The 24,348-nt window shown below is 62.4% G+C and carries 23 protein-coding genes and 1 tRNA gene; 13 read left to right on the top strand and 11 right to left on the bottom strand.

All coding sequences use genetic code 11. From position 1 onward, the window contains the following. Positions 1–3: 3 nt before the first annotated feature. Entirely contained in the window at positions 4–276 is a 273-nt protein-coding gene (locus QY049_RS28285; protein ID WP_301270233.1) for a PepSY domain-containing protein, read from the bottom strand. Between the two features lie 149 nt (positions 277–425). Between QY049_RS28285 and QY049_RS28280 the strand changes: the two genes are divergently transcribed. The 6 genes from QY049_RS28280 to QY049_RS28255 all read left to right on the top strand — a co-directional run bounded on the left by QY049_RS28280 (position 426) and on the right by QY049_RS28255 (position 7,777). Further along, the gene (locus QY049_RS28280; RefSeq protein WP_301270362.1) at positions 426–740 is read left to right on the top strand and encodes a PepSY domain-containing protein; all 315 of its coding nucleotides are present in this window, start codon (positions 426–428) and stop codon (positions 738–740) included. Further along, entirely contained in the window at positions 740–1,405 is a 666-nt protein-coding gene (locus tag QY049_RS28275; RefSeq protein WP_301270232.1) for a response regulator transcription factor, read from the top strand. Before QY049_RS28280 ends, QY049_RS28275 begins: the two co-directional genes overlap by 1 nt. Further along, positions 1,402–2,976 (top strand): sensor histidine kinase, encoded by a 1,575-nt coding sequence (locus QY049_RS28270; protein WP_301270231.1) that lies wholly within the window; start codon positions 1,402–1,404, stop codon positions 2,974–2,976. Before QY049_RS28275 ends, QY049_RS28270 begins: the two co-directional genes overlap by 4 nt. 330 nt (positions 2,977–3,306) lie before the next feature. Beyond that, positions 3,307–4,380: an efflux RND transporter periplasmic adaptor subunit gene (locus tag QY049_RS28265; RefSeq protein ID WP_301270361.1), complete on the top strand. Its 1,074-nt coding sequence runs from the start codon at positions 3,307–3,309 to the stop codon at positions 4,378–4,380. Next, positions 4,380–7,457 (top strand): efflux RND transporter permease subunit, encoded by a 3,078-nt coding sequence (locus QY049_RS28260; RefSeq protein WP_301270230.1) that lies wholly within the window; start codon positions 4,380–4,382, stop codon positions 7,455–7,457. The genes QY049_RS28265 and QY049_RS28260 overlap by 1 nt, the downstream gene beginning before the upstream one ends. Continuing rightward, the gene (locus QY049_RS28255; RefSeq protein WP_301270229.1) at positions 7,454–7,777 is read left to right on the top strand and encodes a DUF3240 family protein; all 324 of its coding nucleotides are present in this window, start codon (positions 7,454–7,456) and stop codon (positions 7,775–7,777) included. Before QY049_RS28260 ends, QY049_RS28255 begins: the two co-directional genes overlap by 4 nt. Before the next feature lie 44 nt (positions 7,778–7,821). On the opposite strand, the gene QY049_RS28250 is transcribed toward QY049_RS28255, so the two are convergent. The 3 genes from QY049_RS28250 to QY049_RS28240 all read right to left on the bottom strand — a co-directional run bounded on the left by QY049_RS28250 (position 7,822) and on the right by QY049_RS28240 (position 10,564). Next, positions 7,822–8,475, bottom strand: a complete 654-nt coding sequence (locus QY049_RS28250; protein ID WP_301270228.1) for a tetratricopeptide repeat protein — start codon at positions 8,473–8,475, stop codon at positions 7,822–7,824. 408 nt (positions 8,476–8,883) lie between these two features. Continuing rightward, complete coding sequence (locus QY049_RS28245) at positions 8,884–10,005, bottom strand: tyrosine-type recombinase/integrase (protein WP_301270227.1); 1,122 nt, start codon at positions 10,003–10,005, stop codon at positions 8,884–8,886. Positions 10,006–10,270: 265 nt separating this feature from the next. Further along, the gene (locus tag QY049_RS28240) at positions 10,271–10,564 is read right to left on the bottom strand and encodes a hypothetical protein (RefSeq protein WP_301270226.1); all 294 of its coding nucleotides are present in this window, start codon (positions 10,562–10,564) and stop codon (positions 10,271–10,273) included. 258 nt (positions 10,565–10,822) lie between these two features. Here QY049_RS28240 and QY049_RS28235 point away from each other — a divergent pair, with 258 nt between their 5' ends. Both QY049_RS28235 and QY049_RS28230 read left to right on the top strand, forming a co-directional pair. Then, positions 10,823–11,569 (top strand): hypothetical protein, encoded by a 747-nt coding sequence (locus QY049_RS28235; protein ID WP_301270225.1) that lies wholly within the window; start codon positions 10,823–10,825, stop codon positions 11,567–11,569. A 150-nt stretch (positions 11,570–11,719) separates the two neighbouring features. Next, positions 11,720–11,859, top strand: a tRNA-Ser gene (locus QY049_RS28230). Positions 11,860–11,870: 11 nt separating this feature from the next. Here QY049_RS28230 and QY049_RS28225 read toward each other — a convergent pair. From QY049_RS28225 to QY049_RS28205, 5 genes are all read right to left on the bottom strand, one after another. Then, on the bottom strand, positions 11,871–12,812 hold the full coding sequence (locus QY049_RS28225; protein ID WP_258764865.1) for a sensor domain-containing diguanylate cyclase: 942 nt from the start codon (positions 12,810–12,812) through the stop codon (positions 11,871–11,873). Between the two features lie 130 nt (positions 12,813–12,942). Continuing rightward, a complete protein-coding gene (locus QY049_RS28220; protein ID WP_258764866.1) occupies positions 12,943–14,040 on the bottom strand; it encodes a glycoside hydrolase family 3 N-terminal domain-containing protein in 1,098 nt (365 codons plus the stop codon). Positions 14,041–14,213: 173 nt separating this feature from the next. Continuing rightward, positions 14,214–14,495, bottom strand: a complete 282-nt coding sequence (locus tag QY049_RS28215; RefSeq protein WP_194479308.1) for a helix-turn-helix domain-containing protein — start codon at positions 14,493–14,495, stop codon at positions 14,214–14,216. Positions 14,496–14,550: 55 nt separating this feature from the next. Beyond that, a complete protein-coding gene (locus tag QY049_RS28210) occupies positions 14,551–14,760 on the bottom strand; it encodes a type II toxin-antitoxin system RelE/ParE family toxin (protein ID WP_258764867.1) in 210 nt (69 codons plus the stop codon). Between the two features lie 202 nt (positions 14,761–14,962). After that, a complete protein-coding gene (locus QY049_RS28205) occupies positions 14,963–16,258 on the bottom strand; it encodes an MFS transporter (RefSeq protein ID WP_258764868.1) in 1,296 nt (431 codons plus the stop codon). 88 nt (positions 16,259–16,346) lie between these two features. Between QY049_RS28205 and QY049_RS28200 the strand changes: the two genes are divergently transcribed. The 4 genes from QY049_RS28200 to mddA all read left to right on the top strand — a co-directional run bounded on the left by QY049_RS28200 (position 16,347) and on the right by mddA (position 20,550). Continuing rightward, positions 16,347–16,943 (top strand): TetR/AcrR family transcriptional regulator, encoded by a 597-nt coding sequence (locus QY049_RS28200; protein ID WP_194479311.1) that lies wholly within the window; start codon positions 16,347–16,349, stop codon positions 16,941–16,943. A 77-nt stretch (positions 16,944–17,020) separates the two neighbouring features. Next, positions 17,021–17,662 carry a TetR/AcrR family transcriptional regulator gene (locus QY049_RS28195; RefSeq protein WP_258764869.1) on the top strand — a complete coding sequence of 214 codons (642 nt, stop codon included), beginning with the start codon at positions 17,021–17,023 and terminating at the stop codon, positions 17,660–17,662. Positions 17,663–17,695: 33 nt separating this feature from the next. Continuing rightward, positions 17,696–19,801: an alpha/beta hydrolase gene (locus QY049_RS28190; protein WP_258764870.1), complete on the top strand. Its 2,106-nt coding sequence runs from the start codon at positions 17,696–17,698 to the stop codon at positions 19,799–19,801. Between the two features lie 20 nt (positions 19,802–19,821). Beyond that, entirely contained in the window at positions 19,822–20,550 is a 729-nt protein-coding gene (gene mddA, locus QY049_RS28185) for a methanethiol S-methyltransferase (RefSeq protein WP_258764871.1), read from the top strand. A 24-nt stretch (positions 20,551–20,574) separates the two neighbouring features. Here mddA and QY049_RS28180 read toward each other — a convergent pair whose 3' ends face one another. Beyond that, the gene (locus QY049_RS28180) at positions 20,575–21,597 is read right to left on the bottom strand and encodes an LLM class flavin-dependent oxidoreductase (RefSeq protein WP_258764874.1); all 1,023 of its coding nucleotides are present in this window, start codon (positions 21,595–21,597) and stop codon (positions 20,575–20,577) included. Between the two features lie 348 nt (positions 21,598–21,945). On the opposite strand from QY049_RS28180, the gene QY049_RS28175 reads away from it, so the two are divergent. Beyond that, positions 21,946–22,239, top strand: coding sequence for a DUF718 domain-containing protein (locus QY049_RS28175; RefSeq protein WP_258764875.1), 294 nt, complete (start codon positions 21,946–21,948; stop codon positions 22,237–22,239). 15 nt (positions 22,240–22,254) lie between these two features. Here QY049_RS28175 and QY049_RS28170 read toward each other — a convergent pair whose 3' ends face one another. Then, a complete protein-coding gene (locus QY049_RS28170) occupies positions 22,255–24,276 on the bottom strand; it encodes a YgiQ family radical SAM protein (RefSeq protein WP_258764876.1) in 2,022 nt (673 codons plus the stop codon). Positions 24,277–24,348: the final 72 nt, after the last annotated feature.

Genomic DNA, 24,348 nt, shown 5'->3' with positions numbered 1-24,348 from the left:
CCATCACATCTGGCCGATGATCTGGCCGTTGGTCGGATCCACGAACAGCTCGACGCGGTTGCCGTTCTTGTCGAGCGTATAGAGCTCGCCGCAGGCGTTCTTGACCTTGGCTTTCTGGACCTTGTAGCCCTGGGCCTCGACCTTGGCCTGCAACTGCGCCATCGGCAGCCATTGGGCCTCCGGGGCCGACGTGCACGGTTTGCCAAGGCTGCCGGCCTGGGCGGTGGCCGCTCCGAGCGTGACAGCGGCGACGGTAAGAATGGCGATCTTGCGCATAGGTATCTCCCTGACGGTGGCCGGCCGCACAATGCGGCGGCGATGCGAGGCAACCTGCCAGAAGCGGCCTGACCGGTGCCTGTTGAGCCAAGTCAGCGATTTGTCAGGTGATATCTGGCATCAATATCTTCCGGATGACGAGCTTCCTCATGGACTTAGGCCCGCACCGAGTTCGCGCCCTTACCCTTGCAGCCGCCCTTTTGCTCGCGGCCAGCGGGGCGCCGGCGTTCGCCCGCGATCATGACGACGCGCGACGGGCCGTGGAGGCCGGCGAGATACGTCCTCTTGCCGACGTTCTGAACATGGTCAAGGACAAGCTTCGAGGCGAGGTCGTCGGCGTTAAGCTCGAACGAGAGGCCGGCGCCTGGAAATACGAATTCCGGGTGGTCGACGAGAAGGGGCGTCTGCTCGAGATCCACGTTGACGCCCGCAGCGGCGAAGTCGAGCGAACGAAGGAGAAGTGATGCGCGTGCTTGTTGTCGAGGACGACCAGCGGATCGCGTCGGATATCTCGCACGCGCTCCAAGCATCCGGGTATGTGGTCGAGACCGTCGCGAGCGGAGAGGACGCCTGGTTCCTCGGCGATACCGAGGACTACGGTGCCGTCGTTCTCGACCTGGGTCTCCCCCGAATGGACGGCCTGGCCGTCCTGAAGCGTTGGCGTGCCAACGGCCGCCACATGCCCGTTCTCATCCTCACGGCACGAGGAAGCTGGGCCGAGCGCGTCGACGGCATCGACGCCGGCGCGGACGACTACCTGCCGAAGCCGTTCCGGATGGAGGAGCTTCTGGCCCGGCTGCGATCCATCGTTCGGCGCTCGGCTGGGCACGGCTCCTCGGTCATCACGGCGGGTGAGATCACACTCGACGAACGGCAGATGAAGGTGACCCGGCGCGGCGTGCCGATCACGCTCTCACCGCTCGAGTACAGGCTAGTTGCCTACCTCCTCCGCAATCGCGGGCGAGTCGTTTCGCAGCATGAGATTGACGAGAACGTCTACGGTCACGGCGAAGAGCACGACTCCAACACACTTGAGGTGCTGGTCGGGCGCGTGCGCAAGAAGCTTGGTCCCGACGCGATAGAGACGCGGCGGGGGTTCGGTTACATGATGCCTGATGCGCCCGCATGAAACGACACTCGCTCAGACTGCGACTCGTCGCCGGCGGAATCGTCGCAATCCTGATCGCGCTTGCGATTGCCGGTGGGGGGCTCGTCGTCCTCTTCGAACGCCATGTGTCACGCACCCTGGCGCAAGATCTCGACGTCCATTTGAAGCAGCTTCTCGCCAATATCGACGTCGACCCTCAGGGCAAGCTGGTGCTGTCGCAGACCCCGGTCGATCCGCGGTTCGCGGATCCTCTTTCCGGGCTCTACTGGCAAGTCGGTGATGATCACGGGCAACTGCTCCGCTCGCGCTCGCTGTGGGATTCGGCCATGGAGCTTCCGGCCGACCGTCCAAGCCCTGGCGAAACGCACCAGCACGAAGCTTCGGGTCCCGGTGGCCAGCGCGTGCTGGTCGCCGAGCGCGCCGTCACCCTTTCCGCGGGCGGGAGGCCGGTGACCGTCCGCCTCGCCGTCGCCGAAGACCTTGCGAGGGTGTCGGAGGCAAGCTCGGCGTTCGCCAAGGATCTCTCGATCGCACTTGTCCTTCTCGGCTGCGTACTGGCCCTTGCGACCTGGGTCCAGGTCGGCATCGGCTTGCATCCGCTGGTCGCGCTGCGCCGCGGAGTGGCCGATATCAGAGCGGGGCGAATTCGCCACCTGCCATCCTCGGTCCCGACCGAAGTCCAACCTCTCGTCGAGGAAGTCAACGCACTCATTGATGCGCAGGAACACGAAATCGAACGTTCCCGCGGTCGCGCCGCGGACCTGGCGCACGGTCTGAAGACGCCGCTTGCTGCTCTTGCGGCCGATGCTTCGCGGCTTCGGGAGAGGGGCGAGCGCGACATCGCTCGGGACATTGATGCCGTCGGCGAAGCCATGGGTCGTCACGTCGACCGTGAACTCGCGCGGGCGAGGATTCGCGGTAGCGCCAGGGGTAGCGCCGCAACATCCGCCTCTGCGAAGCCGCTCATAGGGTCGATCATCGCGACCGTCTCGCGCACTCTCGACGGCGCGCGAGTGACGTTCGAGAACCTTGTCGGCGACGATCTGTCCCTCCCGCTCGACAGGACCGACCTCGCGGAAGTACTAGGCAATCTGATCGAGAACGCCGCCCGCCATGCTACGGAACGTGTGCGCATCACCGCCGACGACGACGGGCTGTCCCTTGTCGTCGAAGATGATGGCGAAGGGATCGAGCCAAGTCAGCTTGAGCGGGTGATCGAGCGCGGTGCCCGCCTTGACGAGCGCGGAGGAACCGCGGGCCTGGGTCTTGCAATCGTCCAGGACGTCCTGGACGCTTATGAGTGGGGGCTGCACCTCTCGAAGTCGGAACTCGGCGGGCTAAAGGCGAGAATCGCTCCGCGATCTGCGATCTCCAAGCTCTCGAGTCCCCCCGCAACAGAATCGAATGCCCCACCTTCGCCGCTATTAGGTGCCGGCGCCAGTATTTTGATCAAGTCCGAGAAAGCCACTCAGAAAGTTCTCGCTTCGATCCAATCACTCGTTTTGGCTGAACGGGATTTATTGTCCCGGCGGAAATGCGATAGGCGCGCTCGAGGATCATCCGTGCGAATGCCTTGGCCTCCGCTTCCGTGAGAAAGGTTTTGGTCTCGCGCCGGTAAATGCGGTTTGTTCCGCGGTTCGCTGGTTCGAAGGAGATGTACCACTTCGGCTTCATAGCCGGTCTCTATCGCCGATTGGACCTGACAATTTGCTGACATGGCTCAACAGCTTCCGGTCAGTGAGGGTGCCTTATTGTTCAAACAGCGACCGGCGAGGCAGTTGATGAATATCAACCCTTTGACATGCAGATTGGAGAATAGTTGGTCCAACGGCCAAATCTCCGGTCTCGATCGCTGCAATGGGATCTTGGCAATGCATCGGAGTTTAACAGCGCGCTTATGGAGCATCGGCACCCGCACCCTGATGGTAGCGGCGTTTCTGGCTGTGCCTTCTATGTCGATGGCCGAGGATGGAGTGAAACTCAGCCCTGAGCAGGCAACAAGCTTGGGAGTTCGTGTCGTTCATCCTGTTGCGAGTCCAACCGACAAGACACTTCCTTATCCAGCCCAAATCGTCGTTCCCACACCGCAATTGTGGGTCGTTAGCGCTCCCGTGGCTGGCATGGTCACCAATCTTTCGGTGGCGCGAGGGGACCGCGTCGCCGCTGGGCAGCCGCTCGCCATCATGGAGAGCCAGGGCTTCGTGTCGCAGCAGCGCGACTATCTGCATGCCGTGGCGCAGGAAGTCCTGGTTACACAGCAACTCAACCGCAACACCCAGCTCTTCCAAGGCAATGCGGTAGCACAGCGTGTTCTTGAGGCGAGCCAGGCGGAGGCACGGCAGGCGAGCATTGCGGTCGCGGAGCGCCGTCAGATGCTTCGTCTCAGTGGCCTCTCAGATGAGACAATCTCAAGACTGACCAACGAAGCCGCGATCAGCGCGACCCTTACGGTTGCCGCTCCGCGGCCGGCGACGGTGATCGATATTGCCGTTTCTCCCGGCCAACGCGTGGAGCAGTCGGCGCCATTGATCAAGATCGCACAGCTTTCTCCACTATGGGTCGAGATCGCGGTTCCGGCATCGAACATCAAGGCCATTCGACAAGGCGCGAGGGTCGAGGTCGACGGCTACGAAACTCCAGGCCAGGTGGTGCTGGTTTCTGAAACGACCGATCCGGCTACGCAAACCGTGCTGGTCCGGGCGGAGTTACCAAATTCGGGCGATTTGCGGCCTGGTCAAACTGCTGCGGCTCGCATCTCCTTTGCCTCTAAACGGGAGAACGCTTGGGAACTCCCTTACAGCGCGCTATTCCGCCGCGGCGAGCAAGCTTCTGTATTCGTGGCAATGAAGGGCGGCTTCCGCCTGGTGCCGGTCACGCTGCTTGAGGAGGACCAAGATCATGTCGTGATCTCTGGCGCCATCACGGACAACGACGAAGTTGCCGTCAGCGGTATCTCCGCGCTCCGCGGTATCCTGCTGAAGCTGGGAGCAGGCTAGTGCTCGAACGACTTGTCGCCTTTGCGCTTTCTCAGCGGCTGTTCGTGGCTCTTGGCGTGCTCCTATTGATCGGCGCCGGACTGGTTATGTTGCCTAGCCTGCCCATCGACGCCTTTCCGGATGTTTCGCCCGTCCAAGTCAAGGTCATCATGAAGGCGCCGGGTCTCACCCCGGAGGAGGTGGAACAGCGGGTCACCGTGCCGATCGAACTTGAGCTGCTTGGGTTGCCAAACAAGAAGATCCTGCGCTCCACCACCAAATACGCGCTCGCCGACGTCACGGTCGATTTTGAGGATGGCACCGACATCTACTGGGCACGCAACCAAGTGTCCGAACGCTTGGCCAACATCACCCGTGACTTGCCAGATGGGGTAGCAGGTGGGCTCGCCCCGATCACCAGCCCGCTCGGCGAAATGTTCATGTTCACCATCGAAAGTGCGGAACTTTCGCTGGCCGAGCGGCGGAGTCTGCTCGATTGGGTGATCCGCCCGGCGCTACGGACTGTGCCAGGAGTGGCCGACGTCAATGCGCTCGGAGGTTATGTCCGGGCTTTTGACATCGTCCCGCTAAGCGATGCGCTTGCAGCCCGCGGCATTTCCTACGAGATGTTTCGGCGGGCGATCGAGACGAACAGCCGCAATGACGGCGCAGGCCGTGTCAATCAGGGCGAAGACAGCGCTCTTGTGCGTATCGAAGGCAGCATTCGGACCATCGACGACATCAGGCAAATCGTCGTCGATACCAAAGATGGGGTTCCGATCCGGGTCAAGGACATTGCCCGTGTCCAATTGGGCGCGCTGACACGGTACGGTGCTGTCACTGCGGATGGCCACGGTGAAACGGTAGAAGGCCTCGTGCTTGGTCTGCGAGGCGCCAATGCGCGTCAACTCGTGGCCGATGTGCAGGCTCGCCTCGACGAGATTAAGCAATCACTCCCTCAAAGTGTGAGTATCCAAGTATTTTACGACCGTGGCCGGCTGGTTGACCGCGCGGTTGGCACCGTTATCCGCGCACTTGGCGAAGCAACCGTCCTTGTCGTCGTCCTCCTCCTGCTATTTCTCGGCAACTGGCGCGCCTCCCTGGTGATCGCCCTAAGCCTGCCGCTCGCGATCGTGATCGCCCTTATTGTCATGCGAATGGTCGGCATGTCGGCAAACCTGATGAGCCTGGGCGGCCTTGCGATCGCCATCGGCATGCTGATCGACGCCCTGGTGGTGGTTGTCGAGAACGTCGTCGGAAATCTGAGTAAGGAACCGCAGGGAAAGGCCGCGCCGCTAGTTCATATCATCTACCGCTCTGTCTCCGAGGTACTCCAGCCGGTCGCCTCGGGCGTGCTGATTATCATGATGGTATTCGTGCCGCTGCTGACGCTGGAGGGGCTTGAAGGGAAGTTATTCATTCCTGTGGCGCTCGCGATCATCTTTGCGCTCGGCGGCTCGCTGCTCTTGGCGCTCACGGTCATTCCCGTAGCAACGTCATTTCTCCTCAAAGCGACGTCGCATCAAGAACCGTGGTTGATCCGACTTGCGTCTCGGCTCTATGCGCCCGCACTTGCGTGGGCGCTGAAAAACGAGCGCAAGGTAGTCATCGCGGCAGTCGCGGCCCTTGTCGCTGCCGGATATGCATATACCCAGCTCGGCAAGACGTTTATGCCGACGATGGACGAAGGTGACACGATCGTCAGCGTCGAGGCGCTGCCATCGATCAATCTCGATGAAATGATCGCGATCAATGCCAGACTTCAATCGGCCATTCTCGCGAAGGTCCCTGACGTCAAGAGTATCGTGGCCCGGACTGGGTCCGACGAGCTCGGGCTTGACCCGATGGGGCCCAATCAGACTGACACATTCCTGGTTCTGAAGCCGGCGGAAGAGCGGAAGACAATCGACAAATCTGCCCTGATTGAAGAGCTGCGGCAGGTGCTCGGCAATTTCCCGGGACTATCGCTCAGCTTTACACAGCCGATCGACATGCGCGTGCAGGAGATGATCAGCGGCGTGCGCGGCGATGTCGCGGTGAAGATCTTTGGACCTGATATCGCAAAGCTCAATGAGATTGCGAGCAAGCTGTCCGCCATCTTGTCCAGCATCGACGGCGCCGAGGATGTCTACACCACCATCAATGAGGGTGCCCAATATTACACGGTCGCCGTTAATCGGATGGAGGCGGGACGGCTCGGCCTGACGGTGGATGCCATCTCCAATTCGTTGCGCACCCAGATCGAGGGACGCACCGTCGGCACTGTGCTGGAAGAGGGGCGCCGTACCCCCATCCTCGTTCGCGGCAGTGAAACGACGCGCGAGGCGCCGACGTTGCTGGCCAGTCTGCCGCTAACCCTTGCCTCGGGTCAGCACGTGGCGCTCTCGCAAGTCGCCCGCATTCAACGGGTCGACGGTCCCGTTGTGGTCAATCGCGAGAACGGGAATAGGATGAGCGTTGTACGAGCCAACGTTCGCGGTCGCGACATGGTCGGCTTCGTTGAGGCTGCCCGGCAGAAGGTCGCCACGGAATTGCCCTTGCCTGGGGGGTACAGGCTAACCTGGGGCGGTCAGTTCGAGAATCAGCAACGTGCGGCCGCGCGCCTCTCGATCGTGGTGCCAGTGGCGATTGGGCTGATCTTTGTGCTGCTGTTCACGACCTTCGGCTCGATCCGGCAAGCGCTGTTAGTCCTGGTCAATATCCCGTTCGCCGTGATTGGCGGCGTCTTTGCCTTGGTGTTCGCCGGTGAGTATCTCTCGGTTCCGGCGTCGGTCGGGTTCATTGCGCTGCTCGGAATCGCGGTGCTCAACGGTGTCGTTCTGGTCTCCTATTTCAACCAACTGCGCGCTCACGGCGTGCCGGAAGGGCGCATTGTCATTGACGGCGCCCAGCGCAGGCTCAGGCCGGTCCTGATGACGGCGAGCATCACGGCCTTGGGCTTGATTCCGCTGCTGTTTGCGACTGGTCCGGGATCGGAGATCCAGCGCCCGCTCGCAATCGTGGTGATTGGCGGCCTGGTCTCCTCGACCGCTTTGACACTGATCCTTCTGCCGATCCTCTATCGCCGGTTTGGCGGCATCGTGAAGGGGGCCAAATGAGTGCCGGATTCGTCTGCCTGACGCTGATTGCTGCCCAATCGCTCCGCGACGAGTTGTTCGACTATCTCAGCGAACAGCGCGATCTCGTTTCCGGTTTCACCGCATCGGACGCTGCGGGACACGGTCCCGATGTTCGATTGCAGACATCAGCCGAGCGGGTCAAAGGACATGCGGACGAGTTGATGGTGCGAATGATCCTTGAGAGACAAGCCGCGGCTGAGTTGCTCGAACGACTGAAGGCAGCCTTCCTTGGATCAAGGATCGTCTATTGGATCGTGCCGGTCTCGGAATTTGGCGTGATCGACGTCCCCTATACGTGAAGCTTGCCGGTCTTTCGACCTTTCTTGTCAGATCCGGGCGGACGTCACTTCGGGCGAACTGGGGCGGTGGTGCCGGCGCCAAGGGCATCTGCTTGGCGAAAATCCGCTTCCGCACCGACCCCGTCGCCCATTTTCGACTTAACCGTACCGCGCTCGCGGATCAGAGCCTGATTTTTCGGATCTGCTTTGATCACGACGTCGAGATCGGCGATGGCACGGTCGAATAGGCCTTTGCGGCCATAAGCCGCTGCTCGAGCACCAAAGGCTGCGAGGTAGTCCGCTTTCAGTCGAATCGCGTGATCAAAATCGGTGATCGCGCGGTCTAACTCGCCCTTGGCCATCAACGCCACGCCCCGATTGTTGATGGCAACATAGTGGTCGGGCATGAGGCGAATGGCCTGATCGTAGTCCTCTATGGCACGGTCCAGATCTCCATTCGCCCTGAACGCAAGCCCCCGATTGTTGTAAGCCGCGACCAATTGGGCGAGAATCCTCTCGCCTGCGGCGATGACCGCTGTGCATCCCCGGATGGGGCGATCAGACGATAGCTCGGGACGTGCGCAGGTATCCCAGTCTTCGTCGCTCAGGGCTGAAGCTGGCGAGGTGCAGAACGCGACCAGCATCGCAGTCATCGCTGCGCCTATCAGACCTGCTCTGAGCGTTGCGCCGGTCGCAACTCTTGCCAGCGATTCCTTCATTGCCTGCACTCTTGCCAATTCGCGAACTCTGACGTTGGTCGCTCAGTCTCGCCGTTCTTGGTGCGCGCCAATATGGCGGTTGGTAGCTGACTTCTGACTGACATGGATCAACAGGATCTTGTCAGCCATCCTCTCAGGCGCACGCCGACGGTGGAGCAAATGGAAAGATGGCCGCTGTCGTCGGCAGAAACGCGCCTCAGAAGCCTGGATCGGCTTCGGACGGTGGATCGCCCGCGAAATACCGCGGGCGCTCCTAAATGGCCCGCGCGCCGACAAGGGCGGTCTGAGGCGAGGCACATTTGAACCCGCGCTGCGAGGGGAGCCGCGGCGAAGAAGCCCGCCACCGCCAACGGCGGAAGTCGGCCTAGGAGATCGATGTCCGGGGCACAGTCGGTGCTTCGGAAGGCCTCATCCGCTTGCCGTAGTCCTTAGGTCGTGCATGAACTGGGCGCTCGGCGAAGACTCGAATTTTTCGATAGCCTTCCGGGCCAGACCTTTGGTCCGCGCGAGATACTTCTCCAGAATATGATTCACGTACTTCAGCGAATGGCCCGTGATGGTCGCGATTTCCTGGGGAGTGCAGCCGGCCTCCGACAGCAGCGTGATGGCTGTGCCACGCAGATCGTTGAAGTGAAGCGAGACCGGCTCTTCCACGCCTTCGAGTTTGATCTTGTCGATTCCCGCCGCCACCATCGTCTCGTGCCAGAGTCGGCTGAAGTAACGGATCTTGAAGCGGCGATTGGTCCGTGTCGTCAGGATGTATTCTGACGTGCGCGGCATCTTGTCGAGCATCTGGCGAAGACTCTTAGTGCAAGGAATATCGACCAGACGGCCGTTGCCTCTGTTGCGACGCGACTTGCTAATTCTGACGACAAGGCAACCGTCGCGGTAGGCGGTCCATTTCAACCCGAGAAGGTCGCTTTCGCGCAGAGCAGTGTGAGCCGCGAGAATCAAGGCTGGCTGCAGTTCCGGCTCCGCCTTGTCCATGAACGCCAGGACGTGTTCGGGCAACCAGAGGATTTCGCTTCGATCGGCGTAGTGCAAACGCTTGAAGCCGCGCAGATGATTGAACCTGATGTATTTCCTGTCTTTTGCCCAAGTAAGCATCGCGCTCGTCGCGGCGAGACGATTGTCCGCCTCGCGAGCGCCGGAGGCCTTGGCAACAGCATCTTGGTATTCGAGAAAGTCACCCAAGACTTCGGGGTCGTTCAAGGCCGAGGAAGGCAGCGTTCCAAACTCGCCTTCGACCGCCTTGAGAAGACGCGCGTATTCGCTTTGCGTACGATCGGCGAGGAGCTTGAAGACTTCCGAGTCCTTGTATTTGACGACCATCGCCGCGAAGGTATCTGACGAGACACTTTGCGGTCGCTTTTGGCCTCGCGCCGCAGAGCCATATGACTCGATGAATTCCGGCGATCCAGGCTCACCCTGCAAGAGTTTACCGGTGGCCCGATGGTAACGGTAGGTCTTCGTCGAGCCGTCAGCGAGACGCTTCTTGACGGTGTTGATCCCTTTAAGTCTTACGCGCACGGCGGTTCGCCCTCCACGTTTCGAGGGCTGATGGCGATTGCCGATCCTGGTCCAATCCGCTGGCGCGGTTCATGGCCAAGTGCATCAATTCCACATCGTACCGGCCACCCGGCAACGTCGGTTGCGGGTAGAGACCGTCGCGCCTGGCCTTGTCGAAGGCGGCCGGCGACAACGCGGCCATTTCCGCCGCCTCGAGTCTGGTGAGAGCGCGTCGTTCAACCGTCCCGGTCCTAACCTTCCGCGTCACCGCGCATTCCTGCCTGGGTTAGGGAAAGCGGACCACGCCGCGAAGAGCGTCTGCCGACACTTTGGCGGGGGCAGCGTCGCCGTCGCGGGTCGCACCAATCACCAGCCCGCAGCCCGAGTAGCTGCGCTGCCCGCCAATGAGAAAGCGCTCGGGCCATTTGGCGAGGTCCGCCACGTACAGGACGTCCCGCCGATCGATGAAGGCAGCGAACTCGATGAATCCGCCGACCGCGGCCTGGTACGCGGAGAGGCTTTTCTCGATTTCGAACTCCCGGACTTCCTTCCTGAAGGGATCGATGATCAGCGCTCGCATTTAAAGCTCCAATATAACCTAATTTAGGTTACAAACAGGGCGCGATTTAAGGTCGGCCGGGGCCTCCAAAGAGCGTTAAGGAGTGGATTGTAACCTGTTCTAGGTTATACTGGCGGCCATGCCATCCTGCAAGGCCGCGGCGATGCCAATAGTTAACGACTGACCGAGGGCCCGAACTTGCGACGCGACTGGAAGGATGACGCCCGGGCGGCACTGGACAGCTTAAGCACCGTACCGCACGGAGAGAGGGAGAAGGAGATGCAGCGCATCGCCCTCCAGCTCAAAGAGCACAAGGATACTACGGCTCTTCGTCGCTCCATTTTTGCATACGAGTTTTGGCGGAGCTTGGCCGACCCCGAACCCGTGCTACACGCCCACTTGGCGGACGCGCCGCTGTCGATCGTTGAGGTGATAGCGAGATGGTATGCCTTCGACCGAACCGGTGCACGGGAGGCGGTCGAGAAGTGGTCCCGCGGAGTTGGCACCGTCCGCTCGATCACCGACGAAATGCAAGCCCGCCGGCCAAAGGGCTTTTATGGCCGAACTGGCTTGGCCTTTGAGCGAGAGTACGCAGCGGCTGCGGAGCCGGGCATCGTCGAGGCGGTTAAGCTTTTGATAGGCAGGCCCGTCTCCGTTGTCGGGAAAGGTCTCAAGTCGCCAGGTGGCGTTTCCGTCGACTTTGTCCTCGCCACCAAGGACGGAGAGCCGACAAGCATAGCAGTGTTGATTGTCGGGCCGTACACGAACGCAAAGAACTACATCACGAAGAGCGCCGACTGGGTTGGGCGCGCATATGGACTGGCTTGGCTATACGACGTGGTCGTACTGGCAGTTCCAAGTGAGACCGCCGTGGCCGATTTTGACGCGAAGAATTCGGCCATGCGTCGGGAAATCGCCGAGCTGAAAACGTCGGACCGCGACGTGCCTCAGGTGCTGGTCGTTTCGCTGTTCGTGGACCCGTTTTCAGAAGAGGACCACGAGGCGCTGGCGCGTTTGAGCCCCTAGAGCGCCGGCCGGACCACAGAGCGTTCGCCAGGGTGATGTGCGCCTCCCGAAAGCTCGCGATCGGCAGTAGCTTCCAATTCGGCGGCATGGTGCTGCCCGAGTTGTCCGGCGCCGGCGCGCGGGTCAACGGCGCCGAGCGGGCTCGCCCAAGCGGTTTGCAAAACGCTGGTAAACTATTGATATCGCGGAGCGCAAAACAACGTCGGTTTGCAAAAATGTGCAAGAAAATCAACGAGAAGATCAGACTACGAATCTGAGGGTCGGACGTTCGAATCGTTCCGGGCGCGCCATTTCAACCTGCTTAAGCCGCCAGGCCACGCTTCTCATCCCCGATCAGATGGACCCGGTTGCGGCCGGCGGCCTTGGCGTCATAGAGCGCGATGTCGGCTTCCGCGAACAATTCGACGATGCGCCGGCGGTGCGGGCGGCCGATCAGGGCAGCTCCGATCGAGGCGCTGACTTCGAGGCGAAGACCGTTCCAGAACAGCGGACGGCTCAGCATCATCACGGTCTTTTGCAGCACGCGTGCGATCCGCGCAGGGTCTGTCGGAGCGCGCAGGATGATCGCGAATTCGTCGCCGCCGAGCCGCCCGACCAGGCCGGCATTGTGGAAGGCTCGCCGCAAGCGCTGCGCGACCTCGCACAGGCATGCGTCCCCGGCCAGATGACCGGATGTATCGTTGAGCTCCTTGAAGCCGTCGAGGTCGATCAGAACGAGCGCCGACGCGAAGCCATGATTCAGGCTGTCGTTGACGACCTCGCGATAGTGGGCCTGAAAGACGGAACGATTGGCGAGCCCGGTCAATGGATCGGTCTCGGCTTGCTGCCGAAGGCTATCGAGGGCCTGTCGGTCGGACGTGATGTCCTGCTTGGAGCCGAAGATCCGCAGCGGCCTTCCGCCGTCTCGCACCGCGTTGATCGAGAGGCGCATCCAGCGCTTTTCGCCGCGCCAGGTTCTGATCTCGGTATCGAGCGTGACCGGCGAACCGCTCCGGATCACCTCGGCGCGCGCGAGTTCCATGCTGCGCCGGGATTCGTCGAGGTAGAGATCGACGATGTTCGCGCGCCGCAGCGGGTTGTTCGCGGGATAGCCGAAGATATCGTAGACGCCCTGAGTCCAGCTCAGGCGCTCCGTCTCGAGTTCACATTCCCAGGCGCCGATGCGGGCGGCATTGAGGGCCTGATCATAGAGTCGTACGCGAACCTCGTCCGGCAAAGCCGAGGCGGCATGGTCTTCTCTCATCGACGGTCCGGCAGCATGTCGCGATCTTGCCCTGGTGCTCAAAAGCTAGGGCTGCTGCGTTAACGAATTCTATATGTCCGATGCCGGGTGGCCGGCGGATCTCGAGGCCCGGGCCGGACCCGGGGCAGCTCTAGACGACTTCGACGGTCGCCGCGTCGAACTGGGTGCCGGCGCTACGATGACGGGCGAATACGTCGCCTGACAGCTCGGTCACCGCGTTCTGCGCGGTGCGATCGAGCATCGCGTGGACGCGCCCAGCTGATGCCTTCAGCACCGCAGGGTCGAGCTTGCCCGCGTCGACGCCGTTGATGATCGACCGGGCGAGGAAGCGGGCGCGTTCGGTGTCGGTCAGATGCGAGCAGATCATCAGCATGTCGTTGCCGGCCGCCATGAAGCGCGCGCCGGCGTCAGGTGCGTCGAGCCGGCCCGCCATGGCGCGCATGCCGACGTCGTCGGACACGATGACGCCGTCGAACTTCATCGCCTCGCGGAGCAGACCCTGCGTGATCGGCCGCGACAACGTCACGGGATCGTCAGGGTCGAGCTTCCGGTAGAGAATGTGGGACGTCATCATCATCCCGATCCCGCCATCGATCGCGGCGGCGAACGGCTTTAGCTCGCGCGACTTGATCTGGTCGAGGTCGAGATCGAGCACCGGCAGTTCGTGATGCGAATCCACCTGCGTGTCGCCATGCCCCGGAAAATGCTTGCCGCAGGCCCGGACGCCGCGGCGCTCCATCGCCTTGGCGAACGGCAGCATCGCCTTGATCACGTCGTCGGCGGTGCGGCCGAAGGCGCGCTCGCCGATCACGGGGTTGGCGGGGTTAGAGTGAATGTCGAGCACCGGTGCAAAGTTCAGATTGCAGCCGAGCGAGGCGAGCTCGACGCCCATGGCGTCGCCGACCTGCTCCGCGGTCGAAGCCCAGCGCGCCGCATAGGAAAAGCGCGTGATCGGCGGCGGCGTGCGGCACACGCGTCCGCCTTCGTGATCGATGGCGATGAACTGCCTGTCGCGCTGCGAGGCATCGCGGATCGCGGCGATCAGGTCGCGGTGAACAGACAGCCAGTCACGATAGGGCAGGTCGTGGCGGAAATTGCTCTTGTAGAGGATGACGCCGGCGGGCCGGAGATCCCGCAGCAGTGCGCGGTCACGGTCATCGAGGACGCTGGTCGGCCGCAGGCCAATGAAGAAATGGTCACCGACCGTTGCAAGAAGGGAATCGCTCATCCGCCGGGGCCGCCACAGATTGTTTCGGTTGGTCGAGATGGAGCTGGACGCAACGCGAACTCTCAGCTCCCGCGCAAGCCTTCGAACCGCTCGCGTCGCCACGACAATATTTCAAATTCCTTAACGGAATCAATCGCCAATTCGGCAGCGCTCCCGTCGATCCGGTGGCGGCATCAAGCCGCCGAGAGTCGTACCCGGAACTTGCTGCCGGTTGCCTCGGCATATCGCAGAAGTGTTTTTGTGCTCGGTAGCGTTTGCCCGCTTTCAAGCCGGGCGATCGTGGACTGGCTGGTGCCCATTCGCACAGCCAACTCGGACTGCGAGAACCCAGCCCGCAAGCGCGCTCTCAGCAATTCAGCGGCGATCTCGAATTCAGGAGCGAGCGCGTCATACTCGGCCTTGACCTTCGGGTTGGCCAGAAGGCGAGCCTTGAGCTTGTCGAATGGAATCGTCATGGGACTTTCTTTTCAATTGCGCAGGACAAGGTCGACAGTTACTCGAACACCATCGTCATGCGATCTCATTTGCTCTCCGTAGAGCGAGTTCGATCTCCGCGCGTGGGGTCTTTTGCGTCTTCTTCACAAGCGCGCGCACGACGACAACTCTCCGACCGATCGCGGTGACGTAGAGGGCACGGGCAATTCCGTCGCGCCCTGTTAGCCGTAGCTCCCACAGCTTCCCTTCAAGGTGCTTGACGTGCGGTTCGCCCAGGCTTTCCAAGCCGGTCGAGGCAATGCGCTCAGCAAGCCGCAGAAGCGCGCCTGCATGTCGGCCGGCAGGGCAGCTATCTCCGCGACAACCGTTTCGTTGAGGATGTCAACTCGCCAGGGCACAATACCGTAGATATCTCATTTTTGAGATATTTGCAAGGCGCGAGAGTCGCGTGGTGAGACCGGCGCATCCCCGCCGGTCTCACCCTCGTTCACGCCGTCGCGAGTTGTGGCTGCACCGGCCGCCGGCCGATCATCAGCGACAGCACGGCCGCGACGATGCCGGTCGCGCCTGCGATCATGAAGGCTTGCAGATAATTCCCCTGCGACGAGCGCATGAAGCCGGCGAAGAAGGCGGCGCTGGCCGCGCCCAGCTGATGGCCGGCGACCACCCAGCCGAAGATCAGCGGCGCGTTCTTGTCGCCGAAGGCTTCGTTGGCGATGCGCACGGTCGGCGGCACCGTCGCGATCCAGTCGAGACCGTAGAACACCGCGAAGACCGACAGGCTGACGAAGGAGAAGTCGGAGTAGGGCAGGTAGATCAGCGACAGCCCGCGCAGCCCGTAGTAGAAGAACAGCAACTTGCGCGGATCGAAGCGGTCGGTGAGCCAGCCCGACAGCGTGGTCCCGAACAGGTCGAAGAAGCCCATCAACGCCAGCAGGCTCGCGGCCTGCACCTCGAAGATGCCGTGGTCGCCGCAGAATGCGATCAGATGGGTGCCGACGAGGCCGTTGGTGGTGAAGCCGCAGATGAAGAAGGTCGCGAACAGGAACCAGAATGTCGGCGTCTTCGCCGCGCGCACTAAATTGCTGATCGCAGCAACGAACGGATTGCCCTGCGCCGGCACCGCCGGCTGATCGTCATGTGTGCTGCCATAGGAGCGCAGGCCGATCGCCGAGGGGCGCTCCGGCACCAGAAAATAAACCAGCGGGATCAGCGCCGCGCAGCAGGCGGCGACCGTCAGCACCACCGGTTTCCAGCCGCCATATTCGACCAGCGAGGCAAGCCCAGGCATGAAGATCAGCGTGCCGGTGGCGGTGCTCGCGGTCAAAAGTCCCATGACGAGGCCGCGATTGGTGGTGAACCAGCGATTGACGATGGTGGCTCCGAGCACGTTGGCGACCGCACCGGAGCCGATGCCCGAGAGCAGTCCCCAGGTCAGGAACAATTGCCACGGCGTCGTCATGAAATAGCTCGCCGCCGTCGAGGCCGACATCAGCGTCAAGGCGCCGAGCACGGTGCGACGGATGCCGAAGCGCTGCATCACCGCCGCCGCAAAGGGTCCGGCGAGGCCGTAGAGGAAGATGCCGACGGCGGCCGACGACGAGATCACGCTGACGTCCCAACCGAAGGCCTTCTGCAGCGGCAGCATCAGCACGCCGGGCGTCGCGCGCAGGCCGGCGGAGGCCAGCAGCGCCAGGAAGATCACGGCAATGACCACGAAGGCGTAGTTCGGGCCGAACGGCCGCCGCGAGACGGGGGAGGATTGAATCGAAGTTTGGGGCATGTTACTTACCGGTACGTATTGCGATGCGATACCAATACGTATCGGTCAGTAACATTGTCAAGCCGTGTCTGAGATCGGACCAAGCCAGATGACGAAAAAAGCCGAAAAGCCAGCAGCCGCGCCGCTCCGGGCGGCCGACCGGATCAGGGCCTCCGCCAGCGAGCTGTTCTACCGCGAGGGCATCCGCGCCGTCGGCGTCGACGAAGTGGTGGACCGCGCCGGCGTGACAAAGCCCAGCCTCTATCGCAGCTTCGCCTCCAAGGACGATCTCGCCGCGGCCTATCTGCGCGACTACGACCTGAACTTCTGGGACAATTTCGAGCGTCCCGGCGGCAAGACCTACGGCAATGCGCGCGATCACGTGCTCGCCTATATCGGCCAGCTCGCGCCGCGCGCCGTCGCCAGGGGCTACCGCGGGTGCGGCCTCAGCAACGCCGCGGTGGAATATCCCTCCCGCGACAATCCCGCGCGCCAGGTCGCCGAAGCGCACAAGAAGGTCTTCCGCAAGCGCCTGCGCGAGCTCGCCGCACAAATGGGCGCGCGCCAGCCCAACGTGCTCGGCGATGCGCTGCTGCTCCTGATCGAAGGCATCTACGTCACCGGCCAGCAATCCGAAGACGGCCCCGCGCAGTCGGCGCTGGCGGCCGCGAAGCTGCTGATCGACGCGAGCCTGAAGGCGGGGTGAGGTAGCACGGCCTTCCGATGGCGCCTCGCATGGTCGGGCTCTTGACTTCGGTCGGTCGACCGAATTAGAATTATCTTGTGAGCGGGCGCGTTGCAGAAGTGGTTTCAAGGAAGGCGGATCCCAGGACGGCGCTCCTGGAGGCTGCGAAAGCGGTGCTTCGCCAGAAAGGCTATGCTGGTCTCTCGACCCGCGATGTTGCGGAAGCGGCGGGCGTGCCGCTCAGTCAGATCCACTATCACTTCGGTTCGAAGCACGGGATGGTGGTGGCGCTGTTCGAGCATCTGAACGCCCAGTTGCTCGACCGGCAGCACGCGATGTTCAACGACCCTTCGCTCAAGCTTTCGGAGCAATGGGACCGCGCCTGCGACTATTTCGATGAGGACATCGCCTCGGGCTATGTGCGTGTCCTGCAAGAATTGATAGCTGCCAGTTGGGCGGACGCCCCGGTGGCCGAGGTCATCCGCGCCGGCATCATGGGATGGATCGGTCTCCTCACTGGCCTCGCGCAGCGGGCCGAACAGAGCTTTGGTGGCCTCGGCCCATTCACGCCCGAGGATATTGCGACGCTCGTGAGCCATGCCTTCATGGGCGGGGAGAGCTTGTATCTCCTGGGTCTCGAGTCGCAGGGCGTTCCAGTGCGCCGGGCGCTTCGCCGTTTCGGCGATCTCATTCGTATGGCCGAAGACGCTGCAACGAAGGGGCGCAAGCGGGTGATTTGATTTTTGATCGCGTAGCTCGGGAGGGGCAAGACCATGCGCGCAAAATTACCGGAGCAAGAAGGCATCGTTGAGCGTGATGGCGTGAAGCTCGCCTATGAGGTCTATGGCAGCGGTCCGCAAACGATGGTGTTCCTGCCAGCATGGCAGATCGTCCATTCGCGCGTTTACAAGGCGCAGCTGCCCTATTTCAGCGAACGCTTCCGCTGCATCGCCTATGATGGTCGTGGCAACGGCAAGTCGGACCGGCCCGATGAGGTGGCCGCCTACTCGCTCGACAATCAGGTTGCCGACGCCCTTGCCGTGCTGGATGCAACCGATACACGTGAAGCCATCGTGCTGGGTCTCTCCGCCTCGACGATCCTCGCATGTGTTCTGGCGGCCTACCATCACGCGCGGGTCAAGGCGGCCGTCCTCGCGGGGACCGCGGCGATTGTCGGTCCGGGCTATCCGTACATGAGCCCGCAGCACTTCCTGTCGAAGCAGGACAATTTCGAAGGCTGGAACAAATACAACAGGGACTATTGGCTCTCGGACTATCCGGACTTCGCCAGCCATTTCATCAATCACATCTTCTCCGAGCCTCATTCCACCAAGCAGATCGAGGACGGAATCGCATGGGCCGGCGACACGACCGGCGCGATTCTCGCCAAGACGGTCGAGGCGCGCATGATCCCGCCGAGCGTTGATATTGGCGAGGCGATGTATCGCAGCGTCCGGTGTCCGACGCTGATGATCCACGGTGACGACGATCGGATTCAGCCCTTGGCTCGTGCCAAGGTCGTTGCTGAACTCGCCCGGGCAGAGCTTCTCGTGCTGCCGGGGTGCGGCCACAACCCGCTCGTTCGTTACCCCGCCAAATGCAACACTGCGATCACGGACTTTCTCGACCGCGAACTTGGCGGTCGTGAGACCAGGCAACAATCACCTGCGCGAGGCAGGACAAAGCGGGTTCTCTATCTGTCTTCTCCCATCGGTCTTGGTCATGGACGGCGCGACATCGCGATTGCCCGAGAGCTCCGCAAGCTGCACCCCGATCTGCAGATCGATTGGCTGGCGCAAGACCCGGTCACGCGGTTGCTGGCGGCAAGCGGCGAGAACACCCATCCCCTGAGCTCGCGGCTCGCGAGCGAGACACGGCATATCGAGCTCGAATCAGGCGAGCACGACCTGAATGCGTTTCAGGCGATCCGCCGGATGGATGAAGTGCTGGCCGCAAATTTCATGGTGTTCCAGGATGCGGTCGGAGGTGGCGACTACGAGCTGGTCGTCGCCGACGAGGCATGGGACATCGATCATTACTGGCATGAGCATCCGGAGCTGAAGAAAGCAAAGCTGGCCTGGCTCACGGATTTCGTCGGCTTCCTGCCGATGCCGGATGGCGGCGAGCACGAGGCGTATCTCGCCAGCGACTACAACGCCGAGATGATCGGGCACGTAGAGCGCAATCCCGACGTTCGCGATCGCGCCATCTTCGTGGGTGACTGCGAGGACGTCATTGGCCGTTCCTTCGGTCGTGATCTTCCGGATATGAAGGACTGGGTGCCCAGGCATTTCGACTTCTCCGGATATGTCATCGGCGAGCATCCGCAAACCTTCGGAGCGCGTAGTGACCTGCGCGAAGGCCTCGGCTATCGGCAAGGTGAACGAGTTTGCATCGTCACCGTCGGTGGTTCCGGCGTCGGCACTCACCTGATCAAACGTATCCTTGAAAGCTACCATCTGGCGCAATCTCGAATTTCAGGCCTCCGGGTGATCGTCGTCGCCGGTCCGCGTATCGATCCAGCGTCCGTCAAAGCGCCGCCTGGCGTCGAGGTGCGTTCATTCGTGTCCGATCTCGATCGTCATCTCGCGGCTTGCGATCTGGCCATAGTGCAGGGCGGGCTGACCACCTGCATGGAGCTGACGGCAGCGGGCACGCCGTTCCTGTATTTTCCGCTGCGAAACCATTTTGAGCAGAATTTTCACGTCGCCCATCGCCTCGATCGTTACCAAGCCGGCCAACGCATGGACTATGCGACGTCGACACCTGATGTAATCGCCGATGCAATGGTCGGTGCCTTGACGGCACGTAGCCGCTTTCGGCCGGTCGAGGCCGACGGCGCCGCGCGCGCCGCGCGCATGTTGTCCGAACTCATCTAGTCGGGTGTAAGGAGGGTCTCATGGCTGCGCTGGTTTATGGAGTGGTCTGCTACGTCGTATTCTTGCTCGCCTTTCTCTATGCGATTGGGTTCGTCGGCAATTTCATCGTGCCAAAATCGATCGACGGCGCGGGGCCTTCGGGCCTCGCGGTGGATGCGCTGATTGTGAATACCGTGCTGCTGGGGCTGTTCGCGGTTCAGCACAGCGTCATGGCGAGACAAGGTTTCAAGCGTTGGTGGACGAGTATCATTCCTAAATCGATCGAACGCAGCACATACGTTCTTCTCTCGAGCCTCGCGCTCATGCTCCTCTACTGGCAATGGCGTCCACTGACAGACATCGTCTGGTCGGTGAGCAATCCTGCCGGCAAAGCAATTCTGGAATTCATCTTCTGGCTCGGGTGGGCGATCGTCTTGCTGAGTACGTTCATGATCAGCCATTTCGACCTGTTCGGGCTTCGGCAGGTCTTTGCGCATTGGCAGGGCAAGGTTGCGGACTCGCCGACCTTCCGGATGCCGCTGTTCTACAGATCGGTGCGTCACCCGATCTATCTCGGCTTCCTGCTGGCGTTCTGGGCTGCACCGGTCATGACGGCTGGACATTTGCTGTTTGCCATCGCGACGACCGGCTATATTTTCATCGGCATCTTGTTGGAAGAGCGTGATCTCGTCGCTTTCCACGGCGAAGCCTATATCGAGTACCGGAAGCGCGTATCGATGATCATTCCCCTGCCGCCGCGAAGGATCTGACGCGTGGCGGCGCCATCTTAACCGTTACCGCCACCCCAGCGCCGGCGCGACGTGCTTCAGGATCGCCTCGATCGCATGCGCGCAGTAGTCGACGCCGAGCTGGTTCGGGATCGTCAGCAACAGCGTATCCGCTTCCGCGATCGCCTCGTCCTGCTTGAGCTGCTCGATCAGCATGTCGGGCTCGGCGGCATAGGAGCGGCCGAAGATCGCGCGGGTGCGGGGATCGATGAATCCGATCTGGTCCTCGTCGCCGCGCTCGCCGCCGAAATAGGCGCGGTCGCGATCATCCATCAGCGCAAAAATGCTGCGGCTGACCGAGACGCGGGGCTCCCTGACGTGGCCGGCTTCTTTCCACGCCGCGCGATAGGCGCGGATCTGGGCGGCCTGCTGCACATGAAAGGCTTCGCCGGTCTCGTCGTTCTTCAGCGTCGAGCTCTGCAAATTCATGCCGAGCTTGGCGGCCCACACCGCCGTGGCATTCGAGCCGGCGCCCCACCAGATGCGTTCGCGCAAGCCCGCGGCGTGTGGCTCCAGGCGCAACAGCCCCGGCGGGTTCGGAAACATCGGCTGCGGATTGGGCTCGGCAAAGCCTTCGCCGCGGAGCAAATCGAGCAAGACTTCCGCGTGGCGCCGGCCCATGTCGGCGTCGGTCTGGCCTTCGGCCGGCCGGTGACCGAAATAGCGCCAGCCGTCGATCACCTGCTCGGGCGAGCCGCGGCTGATGCCGAGCTGAAGCCGCCCGCCGGCGATCAGGTCGGCGGAGCTCGCATCCTCCACCATGTAGAGCGGGTTCTCGTAGCGCATGTCGATCACGGCGGTGCCGATCTCGATCTTGCTCGTCCTCGCGCCGACCGCGGCGAGCAGCGGGAAGGGCGAAGCCAGCTGCCGCGCGAAATGATGCACGCGGTAGTAAGCGCCGTCGGCGCCAAGCTGCTCGGCCGCGACTGCAAGCTCGATCGATTGCAGCAGCGTGTCGGCCGCCGAGCGCGTCTGCGATTGCGGCGAGGGTGTCCAGTGCCCGAAGGACAGGAATCCGATTTTCTTCATGGGTTATCTATGGATGGTGGGGAGCGGTTCGTCTGCTGACATTCAGGTGAGACGGACGATGTGGCTGGGAAAGCCCGCGTGCTCCGATGATGTCATCTTGCACCTGTTTTGCTCGACGGGTCAAGCAAATTGCGGTTTTTCGGAAAATTGCGGTTTGGCGACCGGCTCGAGCGCGATGACGATTCATCCCTGGCCTCGCTGCGCTTCAAGCCCTTGATTTCGCTATTGCCGGCTACTGTGCATGGGGTTGTTTTCGACTTTTTGCCTGAGGGGTGCAAAAATATCAGGGCCGAACGGGACCCGGTCCGACGTTCGCCTTTTCATCAGTCCATTTTCAGGAGGCACCCCATGCAGGTTTACAATGTGGTGAAGTTCAAGGTGAAGTCCGGTGAGGAGGCCGCCTTCCTCGACGCGCACCGGGGCGGCAAGGCGAAATGGCCGGGCCTCGAGCATGGCGTCATCATCAAGACCGGCGAGCAGACCTTCTGCCTGATCGGCGCATGGGCCAGCCAGGACGCGATGGTCGCGGCACGACCCGCGATGATCAAGACACTCGACAGCTTCAGGTCGACGCTGGAGGACCAGGGCCAAGGGCGCGGCGTCACGGATGCCGTGTCAGGGGCGGTCGTGCTCGCGTTGTAGCAGACAAGCCGCCAGCTACTTCATCACCCGCAGACCCTTGGTCGTGAACTTCTGCGTCTTGCCGCCGGGGCGAATGGGACGCCTGGTGCCGGCGGCCTTGCCGGTGCCGGGCGGCTGGTGCGCTGGGACCAACTGGTGCGGCTGCGAGCCGATCAGGTCGCGGCGGCCCATCTCGATCAGGGCCTCGCGCAGAACAGGCCAATTATCAGGGTCGTGGTAGCGCAGGAACGCCTTGTGCAGGCGGCGCTGGCGCAGGCCCTTGATCGCCTCGACCTTGTCGCTGCCGCCGTGACGCACGCCCCGCAAGGGATTGACGCCGGTGTGGTACATCGCGGTCGCCGTCGCCATCGGCGAGGGCAGGAAGGTCTGCACTTGATCCGCGCGATAGCGGTTCTTCTTCAGCCACAGCGCGAGGTTCATCATGTCCTCGTCGGTCGTGCCCGGATGCGCCGCGATGAAATAGGGAATCAGATAGTATTTCTTGCCGGCGCGCTCGGCTGCTTCGTCGAACATCCGCTTGAACTTGTTGTACGCGCCGATGCCCGGCTTCATCATCTTGTCGAGCGGGCCGCGCTCCGTATGCTCTGGCGCGATCTTGAGGTAGCCGCCGACGTGATGGGTGACGAGCTCCTTGATGTATTCGGGGCTCTCGACCGCGAGGTCGTAGCGCACGCCCGAGGCGACCATCACCTTCTTGATGCCCTTGGTCTCGCGCACCTTGCGATAGAGCCTGATGAGATCGTCATGCGAGGTGTTCAGGTTCGGGCAGATTTCGGGGAAGACGCAGGACGGCCGCCGGCATGCCGCCTCGACCTTCGGGTCCTTGCATGCCATCCGGTACATGTTGGCGGTGGGACCGCCGATGTCGGAGATCACGCCGGTGAAGCCCGGCGTCTTGTCGCGGATCTTTTCGATCTCGCGCAGGATCGAGCCTTCCGAGCGGTTCTGGATGATGCGCCCCTCGTGCTCGGTGATCGAGCAGAAGGTGCAGCCGCCGAAGCAGCCGCGCATGATCGTCACCGAGAACTTGATCATGTCCCAGGCAGGGATTTTTGCCTCGCCATAGGACGGATGCGGCGCGCGTGCGTAAGGCAGATCGTAGACCGCGTCCATCTCCTCGCTGGTGAGCGGGATCGGCGGCGGGTTGAGCCAGAGGTCGCGGTCGCCATGGCGCTGCACCAGCGGGCGCGCATTGCCGGGATTGCTCTCACGATGCAGCACGCGTGACGCACGCGCATAGGCTTCCTTGTCCTGCTCGACCTGCTCCAGCGCCGGCAGGCGGATCACGGTCGGGCCCTTCTGGCGCGTTGCGCCCTCGTCGGCGGAATCGAGATCGTCGGCGTGCAGCTCCGCATAGTCTTCGGGCACGCGGCGGAACAGCGCGACGCCCCTGATGTCGTCGAGCTCGCGCGGCGCTTCGCCGGCGGCGAGACGATGCGCGACCTCGACGACGGCGCGTTCGGCATTGCCGTAGAGCAGCAGGTCCGCCTTGGCGTCGGCCAGCACCGAGCGGCGCACCTTGTCCGACCAGTAGTCGTAATGCGCGATCCGGCGCAGCGAGGCCTCGATGCCGCCGAGCACGATCGGCACGTCCTTGAACGCCTCGCGGCAGCGCTGGGCGTAGACGACGGTCGAGCGGTCCGGGCGCTTCCCGCCTTCGCCGCCGGCCGTGTAGGCGTCGTCGCTGCGGATGCGCCGGTCGGCGGTGTAGCGGTTCACCATGGAGTCCATGTTGCCGCCGGTGACGCCGAAGAACACCTTCGGCTTGCCCAGCGCCTTGAACGGCTCGGCAGATTGCCAGTCCGGCTGCGCGATGATGCCGACCCGGAAGCCCTGCGCCTCCAGCAGCCGGCCGATGATGGCCATGCCGAAGCTCGGATGGTCGACATAGGCGTCCCCGGTCACCAGCACGATGTCGCATGCATCCCAGCCGAGCGCATCCATCTCGGCGCGGCTCATCGGGAGAAACGGCGCCGGCTTGCGCGGGCGCGCCTGGGCCATCAGGGGCTTTTCGGCGGTGATGATCTGGGTGTCCATGGGGCCAAGGCATAGGACTCCGGCCGCTCGAATTCAACCAACGGGCGCGTGAAAGATCGATGTTCCGTAGTC

The sequence above is a fragment of the Bradyrhizobium sp. WYCCWR 13022 genome, from assembly GCF_030435535.1.
Classification (GTDB): domain Bacteria; phylum Pseudomonadota; class Alphaproteobacteria; order Rhizobiales; family Xanthobacteraceae; genus Bradyrhizobium.
The sequence above is the reverse complement of the archived record's forward strand: the minus strand, read 5'-3'. Positions and strand labels throughout refer to the sequence as shown.

Coding starts and splice junctions, on each gene's coding strand:
- QY049_RS28285 (WP_301270233.1), bottom strand. CDS start 276: ATGCGCAAGATCGCCATTCTTACCGTCGCCGCTGTCACGCTCGGAGCG.
- QY049_RS28280 (WP_301270362.1), top strand. CDS start 426: ATGGACTTAGGCCCGCACCGAGTTCGCGCCCTTACCCTTGCAGCCGCC.
- QY049_RS28275 (WP_301270232.1), top strand. CDS start 740: ATGCGCGTGCTTGTTGTCGAGGACGACCAGCGGATCGCGTCGGATATC.
- QY049_RS28270 (WP_301270231.1), top strand. CDS start 1,402: ATGAAACGACACTCGCTCAGACTGCGACTCGTCGCCGGCGGAATCGTC.
- QY049_RS28265 (WP_301270361.1), top strand. CDS start 3,307: ATGGTAGCGGCGTTTCTGGCTGTGCCTTCTATGTCGATGGCCGAGGAT.
- QY049_RS28255 (WP_301270229.1), top strand. CDS start 7,454: ATGAGTGCCGGATTCGTCTGCCTGACGCTGATTGCTGCCCAATCGCTC.
- QY049_RS28250 (WP_301270228.1), bottom strand. CDS start 8,475: ATGAAGGAATCGCTGGCAAGAGTTGCGACCGGCGCAACGCTCAGAGCA.
- QY049_RS28240 (WP_301270226.1), bottom strand. CDS start 10,564: ATGCGAGCGCTGATCATCGATCCCTTCAGGAAGGAAGTCCGGGAGTTC.
- QY049_RS28235 (WP_301270225.1), top strand. CDS start 10,823: ATGCAGCGCATCGCCCTCCAGCTCAAAGAGCACAAGGATACTACGGCT.
- QY049_RS28225 (WP_258764865.1), bottom strand. CDS start 12,812: ATGAGAGAAGACCATGCCGCCTCGGCTTTGCCGGACGAGGTTCGCGTA.
- QY049_RS28220 (WP_258764866.1), bottom strand. CDS start 14,040: ATGAGCGATTCCCTTCTTGCAACGGTCGGTGACCATTTCTTCATTGGC.
- QY049_RS28215 (WP_194479308.1), bottom strand. CDS start 14,495: ATGACGATTCCATTCGACAAGCTCAAGGCTCGCCTTCTGGCCAACCCG.
- QY049_RS28205 (WP_258764868.1), bottom strand. CDS start 16,258: ATGCCCCAAACTTCGATTCAATCCTCCCCCGTCTCGCGGCGGCCGTTC.
- QY049_RS28200 (WP_194479311.1), top strand. CDS start 16,347: ATGACGAAAAAAGCCGAAAAGCCAGCAGCCGCGCCGCTCCGGGCGGCC.
- QY049_RS28190 (WP_258764870.1), top strand. CDS start 17,696: ATGCGCGCAAAATTACCGGAGCAAGAAGGCATCGTTGAGCGTGATGGC.
- mddA (WP_258764871.1), top strand. CDS start 19,822: ATGGCTGCGCTGGTTTATGGAGTGGTCTGCTACGTCGTATTCTTGCTC.
- QY049_RS28180 (WP_258764874.1), bottom strand. CDS start 21,597: ATGAAGAAAATCGGATTCCTGTCCTTCGGGCACTGGACACCCTCGCCG.
- QY049_RS28175 (WP_258764875.1), top strand. CDS start 21,946: ATGCAGGTTTACAATGTGGTGAAGTTCAAGGTGAAGTCCGGTGAGGAG.
- QY049_RS28170 (WP_258764876.1), bottom strand. CDS start 24,276: ATGGACACCCAGATCATCACCGCCGAAAAGCCCCTGATGGCCCAGGCG.